Source organism: Microbacterium sp. G2-16M (assembly GCF_055809115.1).
This window is the reverse complement of record NZ_CM147897.1, coordinates 166,186-179,755: the sequence shown is the minus strand read 5'-3', so window position 1 is coordinate 179,755 and position 13,570 is coordinate 166,186. Positions and strand designations below refer to the sequence as shown.

At 70.6% G+C, this 13,570-nt stretch carries 11 protein-coding genes; 7 read left to right on the top strand and 4 right to left on the bottom strand.

What is annotated here, in order from left to right; genetic code table 11:
- Positions 1-19 precede the first annotated feature (19 nt).
- Genes AC0L6F_RS00860 through sufB form a run of 3 tightly spaced genes read right to left on the bottom strand, consistent with a single transcriptional unit; the run spans position 20 to position 2,985 of the window.
- Complete coding sequence (locus AC0L6F_RS00860) at positions 20-349, bottom strand: non-heme iron oxygenase ferredoxin subunit (RefSeq protein ID WP_473538856.1); 330 nt, start codon at positions 347-349, stop codon at positions 20-22.
- Positions 346-1,566 (bottom strand): Fe-S cluster assembly protein SufD, encoded by a 1,221-nt coding sequence (gene sufD, locus AC0L6F_RS00855; protein ID WP_473538854.1) that lies wholly within the window; start codon positions 1,564-1,566, stop codon positions 346-348. Before sufD ends, AC0L6F_RS00860 begins: the two co-directional genes overlap by 4 nt.
- Positions 1,567-2,985 carry a Fe-S cluster assembly protein SufB gene (gene sufB / locus AC0L6F_RS00850; RefSeq protein WP_473538852.1) on the bottom strand — a complete coding sequence of 473 codons (1,419 nt, stop codon included), beginning with the start codon at positions 2,983-2,985 and terminating at the stop codon, positions 1,567-1,569.
- Between the two features lie 289 nt (positions 2,986-3,274).
- On the opposite strand from sufB, the gene AC0L6F_RS00845 reads away from it, so the two are divergent.
- Positions 3,275-4,231 (top strand): COX15/CtaA family protein, encoded by a 957-nt coding sequence (locus tag AC0L6F_RS00845; RefSeq protein ID WP_473538850.1) that lies wholly within the window; start codon positions 3,275-3,277, stop codon positions 4,229-4,231.
- Between the two features lie 20 nt (positions 4,232-4,251).
- On the opposite strand, the gene AC0L6F_RS00840 is transcribed toward AC0L6F_RS00845, so the two are convergent.
- On the bottom strand, positions 4,252-5,166 hold the full coding sequence (locus AC0L6F_RS00840) for a heme o synthase (protein WP_274638445.1): 915 nt from the start codon (positions 5,164-5,166) through the stop codon (positions 4,252-4,254).
- 236 nt (positions 5,167-5,402) lie between these two features.
- On the opposite strand from AC0L6F_RS00840, the gene tkt reads away from it, so the two are divergent.
- From tkt to pgl, 6 genes are read left to right on the top strand one after another with little or no spacing between them, the layout of a single operon-like run.
- Positions 5,403-7,499 (top strand): transketolase, encoded by a 2,097-nt coding sequence (gene tkt / locus AC0L6F_RS00835; RefSeq protein ID WP_473538849.1) that lies wholly within the window; start codon positions 5,403-5,405, stop codon positions 7,497-7,499.
- Complete coding sequence (gene tal, locus AC0L6F_RS00830) at positions 7,496-8,614, top strand: transaldolase (RefSeq protein ID WP_473538848.1); 1,119 nt, start codon at positions 7,496-7,498, stop codon at positions 8,612-8,614. Before tkt ends, tal begins: the two co-directional genes overlap by 4 nt.
- Positions 8,611-10,227, top strand: coding sequence for a glucose-6-phosphate isomerase (locus tag AC0L6F_RS00825; protein ID WP_473538847.1), 1,617 nt, complete (start codon positions 8,611-8,613; stop codon positions 10,225-10,227). Before tal ends, AC0L6F_RS00825 begins: the two co-directional genes overlap by 4 nt.
- Positions 10,228-10,241: 14 nt before the next feature.
- Positions 10,242-11,792, top strand: coding sequence for a glucose-6-phosphate dehydrogenase (gene zwf / locus AC0L6F_RS00820; protein WP_274635743.1), 1,551 nt, complete (start codon positions 10,242-10,244; stop codon positions 11,790-11,792).
- Complete coding sequence (locus AC0L6F_RS00815) at positions 11,789-12,751, top strand: glucose-6-phosphate dehydrogenase assembly protein OpcA (protein WP_274635744.1); 963 nt, start codon at positions 11,789-11,791, stop codon at positions 12,749-12,751. Before zwf ends, AC0L6F_RS00815 begins: the two co-directional genes overlap by 4 nt.
- Positions 12,744-13,547 (top strand): 6-phosphogluconolactonase, encoded by an 804-nt coding sequence (gene pgl, locus AC0L6F_RS00810; RefSeq protein ID WP_473538846.1) that lies wholly within the window; start codon positions 12,744-12,746, stop codon positions 13,545-13,547. The genes AC0L6F_RS00815 and pgl overlap by 8 nt, the downstream gene beginning before the upstream one ends.
- The last annotated feature ends 23 nt before the right edge of the window (positions 13,548-13,570 follow it).

Genomic DNA, 13,570 nt, shown 5'->3' with positions numbered 1-13,570 from the left:
TCAGGGGCGACGGCGGCGGCTATTGCGCCGGCTTCGTCACGGTGGGGTCGATGAGCACGTCGTCGCCGTCGATCTGGACGACGTACACCGGCACGGGCTCGTAGGCGGGCAGGTTCAGCGGCTGGCCGGTGCGCAGCGAGAAGCGGGAGCCGTGCGCCCAGCACTCCACGGTGTCGTCCTCGACGAAGCCTTCCGAGAGCGAGACCTCGCCGTGGGTGCAGGTGTCGCCGATGGCATGCACCTCGGCGGCGGAGTCCAGCACGACGCAGATCGGCACGTCGTCGACCACCACGCGCAGCGGCAGGTCCTGCTCCAGCTCGCTCAGCGCGCACACGCGGGTCGCGCTCATGCGGGCGCTCCTGCCTGCTCGAGCACGCCTCCGGCCAGTTCCCGCTCGATGTTCGCGATGAGCTCGGTCTCCAGCTCCGGGATGCCGATGCGCTGCACGACCTCGCTGAGGAAGCCGAGCACGACCAGCCGGCGCGCCTCGTCCTCCGGGATGCCGCGGGCCTGCAGGTAGAACAGGTGCTCGTCGTCGAACCGGCCGGTGGCGCTGGCGTGGCCCGCGCCCCGGATGTCGCCGGTCTCGATCTCCAGGTTCGGGATCGAGTCGGCCCGGGCGCCCTCGGTGAGCACGAGGTTGCGGTTGGCCTCGTACGAGTCGGTGGCCACGGCATCCGGTCCGATCAGCACGTCGCCGATCCACACCGTGTGGGCCGACTCGCCCTGCAGCGCGCTCTTGTAGAGCACGTCGGCGACCGTGGAGGGTCCCTCGTGGAACACGTACACCTGACTCTCCAGGTGCTGGTCGGCGTCGCAGAAGCCGATGCCGTAGACGTCGGCGCGCGCGCCGGCGCCGGACAGCCGCACGCTGGGGTTGACCCGCACCACCGAGCCGCCGAAGCTGACGACGAAGTGCCGGAGTGTGGCATCCCTGCCCACCGTCGCCTGGTGGGTGGCGAGGTGGACCGCATCATCCTGCCATTCCTGGATCGTCACGACCTCGAGGTGCGCGCCGGCGCCCACGATGATCTCGACGTTCTCGGCGAGCGAGGCGCTGCCGGTATGCCGCAGCAGGACGATGCCGTGCGCGTTCGGGCGCGCTTCGATGACGATGTGCTCGTGCGCGACGCCGCCGTGGCCGGCGACCTCCACGAGGATCGGCTGCGCAAGCTCGCCGTCGACCAGGATGTGCCGGGCATCGGATGTCCGGGCCCAGGCGATCGCCGCGGGAAGGTCCTCCGGCTCGAACGCGCTGCCGCGCGGCGCCTGCCCGATCGGCAGGGTCGGCGCGGCGCCGCCGTCGACACGGACCGACACCGCACCGTCGTCGCCGGCCGCGGCATCCAGCAGCGCCCCGATCCGGCTCATCGGCGTGTGCTTCCAGTTGACCTCGCGGCCGGTGGGCGTGCCGAAATCGGCCGGATCGTACGAGCGCGGTCGGTCCGAGCGGGTCTGGACCGGTGCGTCGTACCCGCGCAGGCGCGCCGCCGGGTCGACGTGCGCGTGGGAGTTCTCCGTCTGCGCGGCCGAGGCCTGTGCAGACGCTGTCGTCGGGGCCGCCATCTAGCCGACCGATCCTTCCATGCCCATCTCGATGAGCTTGTTCAGTTCCAGGGCGTATTCCATCGGCAGTTCTCGTGCGATCGGCTCGATGAAGCCGCGCACGATCATCGCCATCGCCTCGTCCTCGGGCATGCCGCGCGACTGCAGGTAGAACAGCTGCTCGGCGCTCACCTTGGAGACAGTGGCCTCGTGCCCGAGTTCGACGTCGTCGACCCGGATGTCGATGGACGGGTAGGTGTCCGAGCGCGAGATGGTGTCCACCAGCAGCGCGTCGCAGCGCACGGTGTTCGCCGAGTGGTGCGCGTTCGGCTCCACCCGGACCTCGCCCCGGTAGCCGCTGCGGCCACCGCCGCGGGCGATCGACTTCGAGATGATCGAGGACTGCGTGTACGGGGCGAGATGGATCATCTTCGCGCCGGCGTCCTGGTGCTGTCCGGGGCCGGCGAAGGCGACCGACAGGGTCTCGCCCTTCGCGTGCTCCCCGGCGAGGTAGATCGACGGGTACTTCATCGTCACCTTCGAGCCGATGTTGCCGTCGACCCACTCCATCGTCGCGCCCTCGTGGGCGATGGCGCGCTTGGTGACGAGGTTGTACACGTTGTTCGACCAGTTCTGGATCGTCGTGTACCGCACCCGGGCGTTCTTCTTCACGACGATCTCGACGACCGCGGAGTGCAGCGAGTCCGACTTGTAGATCGGCGCGGTGCAGCCCTCGATGTAGTGCACGTACGAGTCCTCGTCCGCGATGATCAGCGTCCGCTCGAACTGGCCCATGTTCTCGGTGTTGATCCGGAAGTACGCCTGCAGCGGGATCTCCACGTGCACGCCCTTGGGCACGTAGACGAACGAGCCGCCCGACCATACGGCCGTGTTCAGCGCGGCGAACTTGTTGTCGCCGGTCGGGATGATGGTGCCGAAGTACTCCTCGAAGAACTCGGGGTGCTCCCGCAGCGCGGTGTCGGTGTCCAGGAAGATCACGCCCTGGGCCTGCAGGTCCTCGCGGATCTGGTGGTACACCACCTCGGATTCGTACTGCGCGGCCACACCGGCGACCAGTCGCTGCCGCTCGGCGTCGGGGATGCCCAGCCGCTCGTAGGTGTTGCGGATGTCCTCCGGCAGGTCCTCCCACGACTGGGCCTGCTTCTCGGTCGAGCGGACGAAGTACTTGATGTTGTCGAAGTCGATCTCACTCAGATCGGCGCCCCAGGTCGGCATCGGCTTGCGCTGGAACAGCTGCAGCCCCTTCAGCCGGCTCTTCAGCATCCATTCCGGCTCGTTCTTCATCCGCGAGATGTCGCGGACGACCGCCTCGGTGAGGCCGCGCGTCGCGCTGGCCCCCGCGGCGTCTTCGTCGTGCCAGCCGAACTCGTAGACCCCCAGGCCGTCGAGTTCCGGACGTTCGATCAGGACATCGGACATGACGTCACACACTCTCCTCTATTGGGCCGCTACGGTGTCATCCGTCCCGGCATCCTGCTCCCCCACGGGAGTGCTGGGGGAAGGGTGCCGCTTTCCGGGCCCGCTCATTCGGCGCATCTCGCACGCCTAGACTGTCAGTGATGCGACGCGCTCGCACGGCGCATCCGACCCCTCGATTCTATAGGGTCCGCATGACGGGCGGGCCGGGCTCCGCCGGCATCCGATCCGCAGGCGGATCCGAGACCACCATGCGGCGGCGCAGCGCGCCGACAGGAGACGATCACCCGACATGTCCGCGAACGAGCCGGCGACGGCCGCCCCCACCCTGTGGCAGCGATTCCGCAACTGGCTCCCCGACCACGTGGATCGCCGCGTGCGCGTGGCCGCGTGGGTCTCGCTCGTCCTCGAGATCGCGATCGTCGGCAGCGGCGGTGCCGTCCGCCTCACCGGTTCCGGGCTCGGCTGCGAATGGCCGCTGTGCACCCCGGACTCGCTGTTTCCCACCGCAGAGCAGAGCTATCACAGCCTGATCGAGTTCGGGAACCGCGCGCTGTCCTTCTTCGTGGGGCTGGCCGTGGTCGTGCTGATCGTACTCATCTCCCGCCTGCGCCGGCAGCGGCGCGAGCTGTGGACCATGGCCTGGATCGTGTTCGGCGGAGTGCTCCTGCAGGGCATCGTCGGCGGCATCCTGGTCATCTTCGATCTGCGCCCGAACCTGGTGTCGTTCCACTACATCGTCTCGCTGGTGCTGGTGGCCGTCTCTGCCGCGTTCGTGGCGCGGATGCGGCAGCCCGTCGGTCCGCGGGAACGCGTGGTGCCGCGCTGGTTCGGCACCGTGACGCACATCGCGTCGGCGGTGCTGGCGCTGACGGTCGTGGTCGGGGTCCTCACGACCGGGGCCGGGCCGCACTCCGGCGATCCGGCGGTCACGCTGCGCAACGGCTTCGATGCGACCCTGCTGGAGCACGTGCATTCGTGGCCCGCCTACGCGCTGTTCGCGCTCACCGTGGTCCTGGTGATCGGCGCCGAGCTCATCCGTCCGCGCGTGCCCGCCCTGCGCCGCTGGACGATCGCGCTGCTGGTGATCGAGCTCGCACAGATCGCCGTCGGGCTCTACCAGGCGCGCAACGCCCTGCCGCCGCTGGCGGTCGGCGTGCACATGGTGCTGGCGGCGATCGCCGTCGCGACGATGACCGCCCTCATCTTCCAGCTCAAGCGGCCGGTGGCGATCCGGCCGGCCGCCTGAGGGCCGGCTCGGAGCCGACCTCAGAACGGCAGCAGCGGGTCGGCGGCGACCGCCAGGAAGAGCAGCGTCAAGTAGGTGATCGACGCGTGGAACACGCGCATCGGCTTCGGGTCCTGCCCGCGGACGGCGCGGTTGTACAGCAGGTGCGACTCCCAGATGAACCAGCCGCCGAACGCCACCGCCGACACGGTGTAGACCAGGCCCATCTGCGCGATCGGGATCAGCAGCAGAGAGCAGATGACCGTCGCCCAGGCGAACAGGATGACCTGGAGGCCGACCTGCGCGCCGGCGCGGGTGGCGCCCAGCATCGGGACGTGCACGTCCTCGTAGTCGTCCTTGTACTTCATCGACAGCGGCCAGTAGTGCGGCGGAGTCCACAGGAACACCACCGCGAACAGCACGAACGGCGCCCAGTCCAGCGTGCCGGTCACGGCAGTCCAGCCGATCAGCACGGGGAAGCAGCCGGCGATCCCGCCCCAGACGATGTTCTGCTCGGTGCGGCGCTTGAGCAGCATCGTGTAGATCACGACGTAGAAGAAGATCGCGACCGCCGACAGCACCGCCGCCAGCCAGTTGGTGGTCAGCCAGAGCCAGATCGTGGAGACGACCGCCAGCGTCCAGGAGAAGATCAGTGCGCCACGCGGCGAGACCTCGCCGGTGACCAGCGGGCGGTTCTCGGTGCGATGCATGTGCACGTCGATGTCGCGGTCCAGATACATGTTGAACGATGCCGCCGAGCCGGCCGACATCGCGCCGCCGAGCACCGTGGTCAGCACCAGCCAGAGATCGGGCAGCCCGCCCTGCGCCAGGAACATGACCGGCACCGTGGTGACCAGCAGCAGCTCCATCACCCGCGGCTTGGTGAGCTGGAAGTAGCCGCGCACGGTGCGTCCGAGCGTCCGCGGACGGCGGGGAGAAGCTGACGGCACCGGAATGGCGCGGGACGTCGTGGTGATGGCGATCGCCTCCTAAAAAGCCGCCGCGGGAACCTCACAAGTCTATGGCATGCGGCCGGGTCGGCGGCCGACGTCACGCCTTGTCACGAACAGCGATGCGACGCAGCGTCGATGGGTATGCTGAAAGCAGACGCGCGCCCTGCGCCGAATCCCTGCCGTGGCGACGTTCTCGCTCACCGGTCGCCGGGCGCCCCTACCTGTTGAAAGGCGGCCCCGTGTCGGAACTGCGTTGGGAAGAGATCGATGAGCGTGCAGTGGACACCGTGCGTGTCCTCGCCGCCGATGCGGTGCAGAAGGTGGGCAACGGCCACCCGGGCACCGCGATGAGCCTGGCGCCGGCCGCCTATCTGCTCTACCAGCGCGTCATGCGCCATGACCCGGCCGACACGCACTGGATCGGGCGCGACCGCTTCGTCCTGTCCTGCGGCCACTCCTCGCTCACCCAGTACATCCAGCTGTTCCTGGGCGGCTTCGGCCTCGAGCTGGAAGACCTGGAATCGCTGCGCACCTGGGGGTCGCTGACCCCGGGGCACCCCGAGTACCGGCACACCAAGGGCGTGGAGATCACCACCGGTCCGCTTGGCCAGGGCCTGTCCTCGGCGGTCGGGTTCGCGTACGCCGCACGCTACGAGCGCGGGCTGTTCGACCCGGAAGCCGCGGCCGGCACCTCGCCGTTCGACCACTTCGTCTACGTCATCGCCTCGGATGGCGACCTGCAGGAGGGCGTGACCAGCGAGGCGTCGTCGCTGGCCGGGCACCAGCAGCTGGGCAACCTCGTGGTGATCTACGACGCCAACCAGATCTCGATCGAGGACGACACGAACGTGGCGTTCACCGAGGACGTCGCCGCCCGGTACGAGGCCTACGGCTGGCACGTGCAGACGGTGGACTGGAAGAAGACCGGCCAGTACGTCGAGGACGTGCACGAGCTGCACGCGGCCATCGAGGCGGCGAAGGGCGAGAGCGATCGCCCGTCCATCATCGTGCTGAAGACGATCATCGGCTGGCCGAGCCCGGGCAAGCAGAACACCGGCAAGATCCACGGCTCGGCCCTCGGCGCCGATGAGGTCGCCGCCACCAAGAAGGTGCTCGGCTTCGACCCCGAGCGCAGCTTCGACCTGCCCGACGGCGTGCTGGACCACACCCGCGAACTCGGCGAGCGCGGCGCGGCCGCGCACCGGGAGTGGCAGGAGTCGTTCGACTCGTGGGCGGCGGCCAATCCCGAGCGCAAGGCGCTGCTGGACCGCCTCGAGGCGCACGAGCTGCCGGCGGACATCGCCTCCGTGCTGCCCGTGTTCGAGGCCGGCGCGGATGTCTCCACCCGCGCCGCCTCCGGAAAGGTGATCAACGCCCTCGCCGGCGCGCTGCCCGAGCTGTGGGGCGGCTCGGCCGACCTCGCCGAGTCGAACAACACCACCATCGCCGACGGCGGATCGTTCAACCCGACCGAATGGTCCACGCATGAGTGGACCGCGAACCCGCACGGCCGGGTGCTGCACTTCGGCATCCGCGAGCACGCGATGGTCGCCATCCTGAACGGCATCACGCTGCACGGGCCGACTCGCGCCTTCGGCGGCACGTTCCTGATCTTCTCGGACTACATGCGCCCGGCCGTCCGCCTGGCCGCGCTGATGGACATCCCGTCGACGTTCGTGTGGACGCACGACTCGGTCGCCCTCGGCGAGGACGGTCCCACGCACCAGCCGATCGAGCAGCTCGCCGCGCTGCGGGCGATCCCGAACCTGACCGTGGTCCGCCCCGCCGACGCGAACGAGACCGCGCACGCGTGGCTGGAGATCCTGCGCCGGCACGGCGGCCCGGCCGGCATCGCGCTGACCCGCCAGAACGTGCCCACGTTCGAGCGCGGCGAGGGCGAGGCATCGGGTGAGGTGCTCGCGTCGGCGGCCCACACGGCCCGGGGCGCCTACATCCTGGCCGAGGCGGCCGGCGGCGCGCCGGATGTCATCATCATCGGCACCGGCTCCGAGGTGCAGCTGGCGATCGCTGCCCGCGAGCGGCTGCAGGCCGAGGGCGTGGCGGTGCGGGTCGTGTCCGCTCCGTCGCTGGAGTGGTTCGCCGAGCAGGACGCGGCGTACCGCGAGAGCGTGCTGCCCGCGGCGGTCACCGCGCGGGTATCGGTCGAGGCCGGCATCGCGCTGACCTGGCGCGGAATCGTCGGCGACCGCGGGCGCTCGGTCTCCATCGAGCACTTCGGCGCATCCGCCGACTACAAGACCCTGTTCGAGAAGTTCGGCATCACCGCCGACGCCGTCGTCGAGGCGGCACGCGAGACCATCAAGGAGAACGCATGACCACTCCCACCCAGCAGCTGTCCGACCAGGGCGTCAGCATCTGGCTCGACGACCTCGCCCGCCGCCGCATCACCACCGGCAACCTGGCCGACCTGATCGTCAACCGCAATGTCGTCGGCATCACCACCAACCCGACGATCTTCGCGAACGCCATCAGCCACGGCGAGGGCTACCAGGAGCAGATCGCCCAGCTCGCCGCCGACGGCGCGTCTGCCGACGAGGCGATCTTCCAGATCACCACCACCGACGTGCGCGACGCCTGCGGGATCATGCGGCCGGTGTACGACGCGACCGACGGGACGGACGGGCGCGTGTCGATCGAGGTCTCGCCCGAGGTCGCGCACGACACCGCCGCCACCATCGCGCAGGCCGCGCAGCTGGCGCAGGCCGTCGACCGGCCGAACGCCTACATCAAGATCCCCGCCACCAAGGCCGGCCTCGAGGCGATCACGCAGACGATCGCCGCCGGCATCTCGGTGAACGTGACCCTGATCTTCTCGCTCGCCCGCTACGCCGAGGTCATCGACGCCTACCTGGCCGGTCTCGAGCAGGCGCGGGCGGCCGGCCGCGACCTGTCGCAGATCTTCTCGGTCGCGTCGTTCTTCGTGTCCCGCGTGGACACCGAGGTCGACAAGCGGCTCGCCGCCATCGGCACGGATGCCGCGGCCGCCCTGCGCTCGAAGGCGGGGATCGCGAACGCCCGTCTGGCCTACGAGCTGTTCGAGCAGACGTTCGCCGGCGAGCGGGCCACGGCGCTGCTGCAGGCCGGGGCTCGTCTGCAGCGTCCCCTGTGGGCCTCGACCGGGGTCAAGGACCCGGCCCTGCCGGACACGCTGTACGTCACCGAGCTGGTCGCGCCCGGCACCGTGAACACGATGCCGGAGAAGACGCTCGAGGCGGTGTACGACCACGGAGTGATCGGCGGCGACGCCGTCACCGTCAACTACGCGGACGCCCACGGCGTGATCGACGGCCTCGCCTCGGTCGGTGTCGACTTCGACGACGTCACCCAGGTCCTGGAGGACGAGGGCGTGGAGAAGTTCGTCGTGTCCTGGCACGAACTGCAGGACACCGTCTCACAGGCGCTGTCGGACGCGCAGGACGACGCCCGGTGAGTTTCGACATCCGCGTCAGCGGGCACGTCAAGGCGGTCGTCGACGAGACCCTGACCGAGCTCGTCGGCAGCCTCGTCGCCTCCGGCATCACCGCACAGGACCCCACGCTGTGGGGCGCGGACGCCGAGGCCGAGGCATCCCGTCGCCTCGGCTGGGTGCAGGCGGTCTCGGTCTCGCGCCCGCTGGTCGACGAGATCGCCGGTCTGCGGGCCGAGCACCGCGCCAAGGGACTGACCCGCGTGGTGCTGGCCGGCATGGGCGGCTCGTCGCTGGCGCCCGAGCTCATCGCCCGCACGGCCTCGGTCCCCCTGACGATCCTGGATGCGACCGCGCCCGGGCAGGTGCTGGCCGCGCTGGACGGGGACGACCAGGGCACGCTGGCCCAGACGGTGCTGGTGGTCTCGTCCAAGTCCGGGACCACGGTGGAGACGGATGCCGCACAGCGGGCGTTCGAGGCGGCGTTCCGCGACCTCGGGATCGACCCCGCCGAGCGCATCGTGGTGGTCACCGACCCCGACTCGCCGCTGGACCGCTCGGCGACCGCGAACGGGTACCGGGTCTTCCGCGCCGACCCGACCGTCGGCGGCCGCTACTCGGCCCTGACCGCGTTCGGGCTCGTCCCGGCGGGCCTTGCCGGCGCCGACCTGGGCGAGCTGCTGGACGAGGCCGATGCGACCCTGCTGGAGGTCGCGATCGACAGCCCGGAGAATCCGGCGCTGGTCCTGGCGGCCGCCATCGCAGGCGGCTCGCCGCGGCGCGACAAGCTCGGGCTGATCTCGGACGGCACGCACATCGAGGGCCTGGAGGACTGGATCGAGCAGCTGCTGGCCGAGTCCACCGGAAAGGACGGCACCGGCATCCTGCCCGTCGTCCTGCTGTCGGTCTCGCCCGAGCTGGACACGCGGCCGGACGACCTGCAGATCCTGCGTCTGGTCGACGAGGCCGACGAGTTCCACCTGTTCGACCGCCATGAGGGCGAGATCCTGGTCAGCGGGTCGCTCGGCGGCCAGTTCGTGGTGTGGGAGTTCGCCACCGCCGTGGCGGGGCGGATGCTGGGGATCGATCCGTTCGATCAGCCCGATGTGGAATCCGCCAAGGCCGCGACCCGGGCGCTGCTGGAGCGCCGCCCGGCACCGTCCGCCCCGGCGTTCGTGGTCGACGGCGTCGAGGTGCGGGTCACCGATCCCGCGCTGGCGGCATCGGGCACGATCGCGGGGGTGCTGGACGCGCTGTGGTCCCGGCTCGGCCCCGACGGGTATGTGGCGGTGCAGGCATACGTCGACCGCCTGCGTCTGCCCGAGCTGCGCGGACTGCGCGAGATGGTCGCGGCCGATTCGGGACGCCCCGCCACCTTCGGCTGGGGACCGCGCTTCCTGCACTCCACCGGGCAGTACCACAAGGGCGGGCCGGCCACCGGCGTGTTCCTGCAGATCACCGAGCGCACCGAGGTCGACGTGCAGATCCCGGGCCGCCCGTTCACGTTCGGACAGCTCATCGACGCACAGGCCGCCGGCGATGCCTCCGTGCTCGCCGCGCACGGGCGACCGGTGGTCACCCTCACCCTGACCGATCCGCAGGCCGAGGTGCTCTCGCTCTTCGAAGCCGCCCAATAGGAGGCCACCGATCCATGACCGTGGAGATCACGCGGGACCACAATCCGCTGCGCGACCCGGATGATCGCCGTCTGCACCGCATCGCCGGCCCCAGCGCCCTGGTGATCTTCGGCGTCACCGGCGACCTGTCCCGCAAGAAGCTGATGCCGGCCGTCTACGACCTGGCCAACCGCGGCCTGCTGCCGCCGGGGTTCGCCCTCGTCGGCTTCGCCCGCCGCGACTGGGAGGATCAGGACTTCGCCCGTGTCGTGTACGACGCCGTGAAGGCGAACGCGCGGACGGAGTTCCGCGAGGAGACCTGGAAGCAGCTGCTGGCCGGGATCCGGTTCGTGTCCGGCGAGTTCGACGACCCGGAGGCGTTCCGGCGCCTGCGCGAGACCGTCGAGAAGCTGGACGTGGAGCGCGGCACGATGGGCAACCACGCGTACTACCTGTCGATCCCGCCGCGCGCGTTCGCCGTGGTCGCCGAGCAGCTGAAGAGCTCGGGCCTGGTCGATGACACCGCCGATCAGCCCGATCGCTGGCGACGCGTGGTGATCGAGAAGCCGTTCGGGCACGATCTGGCCTCGGCCCGCGAGCTGAACAGCGCGCTGCGCAGCGCCTTCCCGGCCGACTCGATCTTCCGCATCGACCACTACCTGGGCAAGGAGACGGTCCAGAACATCCTGGCGCTGCGCTTCGCCAACGAGCTGTACGAGCCCATCTGGAACCGCAACTACGTCGACCACGTGCAGATCACGATGGCCGAGGACATCGGCGTGGGCGGCCGTGCCGGCTACTACGACGGCATCGGCGCGGCGCGCGACGTCATCCAGAACCACCTGCTCCAGCTGCTCGCGCTGACCGCGATGGAGGAGCCCATCTCGTTCAACGCCCGCGACCTGCGGACCGAGAAGGAGAAGGTCCTGGCGGCCGTCACCCTCCCCGACGACCTGTCCCTGGCCACCGCCCGCGGCCAGTACGGCGGCGGCTGGCAGGGCGGCGAGCAGGTCCGCAGCTTCCTCGAGGAGGAGGGGATGGACCCGCAGTCCACCACCGAGACCTACGCGGCCATCAAGGTCGGCATCAACACCCGGCGCTGGGCGGACGTGCCGTTCTACCTGCGCACCGGCAAGCGCCTGGGACGCCGCGTCACCGAGATCGCGGTCGTGTTCAAGCGGGCCCCCGAGCACCTGTTCAGCCGCAACCAGACCTCCGGTCTGGGGCAGAACGCGCTGGTGATCCGGGTGCAGCCGGATGAGGGGGTCACCATCCGCTTCGGTTCGAAGGTGCCCGGTGCGGGCACCCAGGTGCGCGACGTGACGATGGACTTCGGCTACGGGCACGCCTTCACCGAGGCCAGCCCCGAGGCGTACGAGCGGCTCATCCTGGATGTGCTGCTGGGCGACCCGCCGCTGTTCCCCCGGCACGAGGAGGTCGAGTTCAGCTGGAAGATCCTCGACCCGATCGAGGACTACTGGGCCGCGCAGACGGGTCCGCTCGAGCAGTACACGCCGGGCGGCTGGGGTCCGCGCTCGGCCGACGACCTGCTCACCCGCGACGGCCGCACCTGGAGGCGCCCATGATCATCGATCTGCCCGACACCACCGTCAGCAAGATCGCCAAGTCGCTGGTCAGCGTCCGCGAAGAGGGCGGTGCGGTGGCCCTCGGCCGCGTGCTGACCCTCATCATCCTCATCCGGCACGGCGCCGAAGAGGAGGTCATCGAGGCCGCCAACGACGCCTCGCGCGAGCATCCGATGCGGGTGATCGTGCTGATGAGCGATCCGCACGCCCCGGATGCCGATGCCGAACCGCGGCTGGATGCCGAGATCCGCGTCGGCGGCGACGCCGGCGCCAGCGAGGTGATCGTGCTGCGCGCGTACGGCGCCGCCGGCAACAACTCGGAGAGCCTGGTCACCGGGCTGCTGCTGCCGGACGCGCCCGTGGTCGCCTGGTGGCCGCGCGAGACCCCCAAGCAGCCGTCGAGGTCCTCGATCGGCCGGATCGCGCAGCGCCGGATCACGGATGCGGCGACCCAGCCGGATCCGGCGGGGTGGGTGGCCGGGCTCGGCGGACACTACGCGCCCGGCGACACCGACTTCGCGTGGACCCGTGTCACCTACTGGCGCGAGCAGCTCGCCGCGGTGCTCGATCAGCCGCCGTACGAGCCGGTCACCGCGGTCGAGGTGCGCGGCGCGGCCGACTCGCCCTCCACGGCCTTCCTGGCCGCCTGGCTGCGCCTGGCCCTGGACGTGCCCGTCGACTGGGAGTATCTGGGCCCGGAGGAGTGGGTCGGCGGCATCAAGTCGGTCCGGCTGGTCCGGCCCGGCGGCGACACCCTGCTGGAACGCCCCGAGCCGGGTGTGGCGGTGCTGACCCAGCCGGGGCAGCCCTCGCACGAGCTGGCGTTCCCCCGGCGGACCCTGCGCGAGTGCCTGGCCGAGGAGCTGCGCAGCCTCGATCCGGACCTGCTGTATGGTCGTGTCATCACCGAGGGGTGGAGCCTGCTCCGGCAGGCCGACGGCGGGGAGGACGATGTCTGACAGCGGGGCGGACAAGCGGGTGGTGGTCCGGACCGATACGGACGACCTCGCCGCGGCGGTGGCCCGGCGTTTCGTCGACCGGGTCGCCAAGCGCTCCCGCGCCGGCAAGACCGTGCACGTCTCCCTCACCGGGGGCGGCATGGGAACGGCCGTCCTGGCGGCTGTCGCCGCACACCCCGAGCGGGATGCGGTCGACTGGTCGCGGGTGCACTTCTGGTGGAGCGACGAGCGGTTCGTGCCGGCGCGCTCCGCGGACCGCAACGACCACGGCGCCGACGAGGCGCTCCTGGATCGGCTGGCGCTGCCGGCCGGCAACATCCACCGGATGGCCGCGAGCGACCAGGGGCTGGACCTGGATGCCGGTGCCGAGGCGTACGCCGCCGAGCTGGCCGCCTACGGCCCCACCGCGACCGCAGCGACCGGGCTGCTCACCGGCCCCTGGCCCTCGTTCGACATCTGCTTCCTCGGCGTCGGACCGGACGGGCACATCGCGTCGCTGTTCCCCGATCGCCCGGAGATCCGGATCACCGACCGCACCGCGGTGGCGGTGCGCGACTCCCCCAAGCCCCCGCCGGAGCGGATCACGCTGACCCGGCCGGTGATCAACTCGTCCAAGCGGGTGTGGCTGGTGCTGGCCGGCGCCGACAAGGCGTCGGCCCTGGGCCTGGCCCTGGCCGGAGCCAGCTATCACAGCGTCCCGGCAGCGGGGGCGAAGGGTCGCCGACGCACCATCTTCTTCGTCGACGAGGCGGCCGCCGCCACGGTGCCGCCCGAGCTGATCGACGGCTCCTACTGACGGCCTCGCGCCCACAGACGGGG

What these genes read in the sequence shown, in the direction of transcription:
- zwf (WP_274635743.1), top strand. Translation starts at nt 10,242, where the DNA reads ATGACCGTGGAGATCACGCGGGACCACAATCCGCTGCGCGACCCGGAT.
- tal (WP_473538848.1), top strand. Translation starts at nt 7,496, where the DNA reads ATGACCACTCCCACCCAGCAGCTGTCCGACCAGGGCGTCAGCATCTGG.
- AC0L6F_RS00815 (WP_274635744.1), top strand. Translation starts at nt 11,789, where the DNA reads ATGATCATCGATCTGCCCGACACCACCGTCAGCAAGATCGCCAAGTCG.
- AC0L6F_RS00845 (WP_473538850.1), top strand. Translation starts at nt 3,275, where the DNA reads ATGTCCGCGAACGAGCCGGCGACGGCCGCCCCCACCCTGTGGCAGCGA.
- pgl (WP_473538846.1), top strand. Translation starts at nt 12,744, where the DNA reads ATGTCTGACAGCGGGGCGGACAAGCGGGTGGTGGTCCGGACCGATACG.
- sufB (WP_473538852.1), bottom strand. Translation starts at nt 2,985, where the DNA reads ATGTCCGATGTCCTGATCGAACGTCCGGAACTCGACGGCCTGGGGGTC.
- sufD (WP_473538854.1), bottom strand. Translation starts at nt 1,566, where the DNA reads ATGGCGGCCCCGACGACAGCGTCTGCACAGGCCTCGGCCGCGCAGACG.
- AC0L6F_RS00860 (WP_473538856.1), bottom strand. Translation starts at nt 349, where the DNA reads ATGAGCGCGACCCGCGTGTGCGCGCTGAGCGAGCTGGAGCAGGACCTG.